This window comes from Vibrio sp. OPT46, assembly GCF_015163535.1.
GTDB classification, from domain to species: Bacteria; Pseudomonadota; Gammaproteobacteria; order Enterobacterales; family Vibrionaceae; genus Vibrio; species Vibrio alginolyticus.
Genome location: NZ_JADDYG010000578.1, coordinates 5883 through 8748 on the forward strand (window position 1 = coordinate 5883; position 2866 = coordinate 8748).

4 protein-coding genes and 1 tRNA gene are annotated in these 2866 nt (G+C 44.6%); 3 read left to right on the forward strand and 2 right to left on the reverse strand.

What is annotated here, in order from left to right:
• The 3 genes from IQR33_RS34080 to IQR33_RS35265 form a co-directional block, all read left to right on the forward strand.
• A partial coding sequence (locus IQR33_RS34080; protein ID WP_228014083.1) for a cytochrome ubiquinol oxidase subunit I occupies nucleotides 1-280 on the forward strand: 280 nt, incomplete at its 5' end.
• A gap of 2 nt (nucleotides 281-282) precedes the next feature.
• Entirely contained in the window at nucleotides 283-1275 is a 993-nt protein-coding gene (locus IQR33_RS23125; protein ID WP_017820054.1) for a cytochrome d ubiquinol oxidase subunit II, read from the forward strand.
• Nucleotides 1276-1624: 349 nt separating this feature from the next.
• Nucleotides 1625-1753: a hypothetical protein gene (locus IQR33_RS35265; RefSeq protein WP_005378275.1), complete on the forward strand. Its 129-nt coding sequence runs from the start codon at nucleotides 1625-1627 to the stop codon at nucleotides 1751-1753.
• A 273-nt stretch (nucleotides 1754-2026) separates the two neighbouring features.
• Here IQR33_RS35265 and IQR33_RS23130 read toward each other — a convergent pair.
• Nucleotides 2027-2114 (reverse strand) — tRNA-Ser (locus IQR33_RS23130).
• Nucleotides 2115-2258: 144 nt separating this feature from the next.
• A complete protein-coding gene (locus tag IQR33_RS23135) occupies nucleotides 2259-2708 on the reverse strand; it encodes an L-alanine exporter AlaE (protein WP_005378276.1) in 450 nt (149 codons plus the stop codon).
• Nucleotides 2709-2866 lie beyond the last annotated feature (158 nt).

Here is a 2866-nt window from a genome sequence, read left to right on the forward strand (position 1 = left end):
TTACCTGTACACGGTATTAGCCATGACGTTCTCTGGTTGGATAGCCACACTGGCGGGTTGGTATGTTACTGAGATTGGTCGACAACCTTGGTTGGTCAGCGGTGTATTGCGAACATCCGAAGCCGTCACCACGGTTGCGAGCAGTAGCGTGATGACTTCGCTCATTATGTACTTAGCCATTTATGCTGCATTGCTGGTTGCGTACATCCATACCCTATTCTATTTGGCGCGCAAAGACGTTGCAGCCCATGAAGTCCCACTGACACAACAAGAGGCCTAATCATGCTCGACTATCTACCAGAAATTTATCTTCTGCTGCTTGGCTTCTCGGTCTTTATGTATGCCGTGCTCGACGGCTACGATCTTGGCGTCGGTATCCTTTTACCGAGTGATAATGAAGCGCAACGTGACCGAATGATAGCGTCTATCGGCCCTTTCTGGGATGCGAATGAAACGTGGTTGGTGTTAGCCGTTGGTATTCTGCTAATTGCCTTTCCTACTGCTCATAGCTTGATTTTGACGGAACTTTATATGCCGACCGCGATTATGCTTATCGCACTGATCATGCGTGGCGTGGCGTTCGACTTCCGAGCCAAAGCGAACTCGGATCATAAACCTCACTGGGATTGGTGCTTCAGAATTGGCTCGTTAGTCACCGCGCTAACCCAAGGCTACATGGTGGGTCGTTACATCATGGGATTTGAACAATCAACCGAAGCATTTGGCTTTGCTTGGTTAAGCGCACTTTGTGTAGCGGCGGCGTACGTTTACATCGGTGGCGCATGGTTAGTACTAAAAACGGAAGGTGATTTGCAAATACGCTCGGCCCGTTGGTCTCGCCGTGCTGGTTGGTTAGCAGCCTTAGGAATCTTGGTGGTTAGCGTTGTAAACCCAATTGTAAATCAACAAGTTGCCTTGCGTTGGTTCAGCTTCCCAGAAATCTTGTTGCTTGCCCCAGTTCCGTTAATTGTATTGGCAACCATCTTCCTAGTTGATCGCTATTTGCGTCAGGTTCCAATGGTGAATGATCTGGGTGTGCGCTGGCCTTTCTTTGGTGTCACTGTCATTTTCGCGTTGAGCTTTCTCGGGCTTGCGTATAGCTTCTTCCCAGAAGTTGTGCCGGGATTAATGACCGCACAACAAGCTGCCTCCTCGCCTGCGACGTTAATAATCGTGGGCTACGGTGTGATGATTGTTATGCCGGTGATATTGCTTTACACCTTTGTGGTATACCGGATCTTCAAAGGCAAAGCGACAGAACTTAGCTACAAGTAGGAAAGGGAATTCCTCAACAAAGCGCCGCTGCTCATGCGGCGTTTTTTTGCAGTACTCAACGACTAAAGTATCTACCCAAGGCGACTGAGTGGGAACGCTGAGAGAATGTAGCGGCAGCCAGTAGTTTGTTCCTAACTAGAACGAGATAACCGTTTCTCAACTATAGCGATACAGGCACAAAAACAGAAAGAATATTTGATGTTACAAAAGGTAGACCGCCACTTTAAAACGCTTTGAGTATTTTTTGCGCTCAATGTGGTGCAAGTATACTTATGCTTTTTATGACTTGTGAACACTCAATTGCATGTTATGTTGCTGTTGAAATCGTACATGAAATAAGGACAAGAACATGAAGATAAGATGCAAAACGACGCAAAGCATTGAAAAATTTAACCCTGATGACCTCAATCTAAACACAGATCTCTTTGGTATGATTGCTGTTGTATTCGTGTTCATGGCTGTTTTGCTTAGCATCTAGTAGCACTACGTTCATTCTTGTGGCCGTATTCATACCTCATGTGATATGGGTGCTAAATTCTAGATTAAAGCGGATGTGCTAACCCGCACCAATCAGATTATGGCTGCCTCTGTATAGCATCTTCAATTTTGGCGTTGTATAGAGGTGAGATGTGAATAGTTGGCTTGTAGATAGAATGGCGCTTGCACCTTGAGCACTCTTGTGTACTTTCAATTACGCATTACTTTAGTGTAGATACGAAAAAAGGCCTGACAAATCAGACCTTTTAGAATGTGGCGGTGAGTGAGAGATTCGAACTCTCGATACGTTGCCGTATACACACTTTCCAGGCGTGCTCCTTCAGCCACTCGGACAACTCACCGAATCAAATTTTGGTTAGCATCATTGGCTAACGAGGCGCTAATTTAATGATTATGTGCCTGATGGTCAAGGCTAAACATAAAAAAAAGCGCCCTTTTCGAATCGATTGCTCACTAAGTAACTAAATTGAGCAAAACTGGGGCATTTACATGCTTTGAGAATAACCGGGAACACGGAACCAACGGCGGCACATATCCAAGAAGTACCCATACAACACACCCATGCCACAAGAAATAACAGCGTTACTTGCCACTGCGGTCACAATTTGATCTGTAGACGCGCCAACCGCGAATAAGATACCCGCATAAACTGGAGATTGAAATAGTACATAAGCGACCAGATCAGAGATGTTTTTCATAAAGGAAGACGGCGACACCTTACTACCTTGATGCAGCACCCAATCACGAAAAACCCCATACGGCCAAGCAATGGCGATATTCACTGGAATCGATAGCGTACGCGATGCTAGAGATTGCTCAAATGTCATCCCTGAAATCAAAATCTCGACAATCATCCCTGTGATAAAGCAAAAAACAACCATAGCAAAGGTATCCGCTGCGGCGTGACGAATACAAAATGGTCCACGAGACTTCATTTACAAAACCCTTAAAATCAAACACTGCAATTAATGAAAATAATAAAACTATTAACCACCAAAAAGACATCAAGCCAGTTAATGATGCAATTAGAACACACAAAAACTAGCTTATGGCTCTGTATTTAAAATTAAGTTGTAAATTTATAACCAACTTT

Excerpts from the sequence above, each read along its gene's own strand:
- IQR33_RS23125 (WP_017820054.1), top strand. The coding sequence starts at position 283 with ATGCTCGACTATCTACCAGAAATTTATCTTCTGCTGCTTGGCTTCTCG.
- IQR33_RS35265 (WP_005378275.1), top strand. The coding sequence starts at position 1,625 with ATGAAGATAAGATGCAAAACGACGCAAAGCATTGAAAAATTTAACCCT.
- IQR33_RS23135 (WP_005378276.1), bottom strand. The coding sequence starts at position 2,708 with ATGAAGTCTCGTGGACCATTTTGTATTCGTCACGCCGCAGCGGATACC.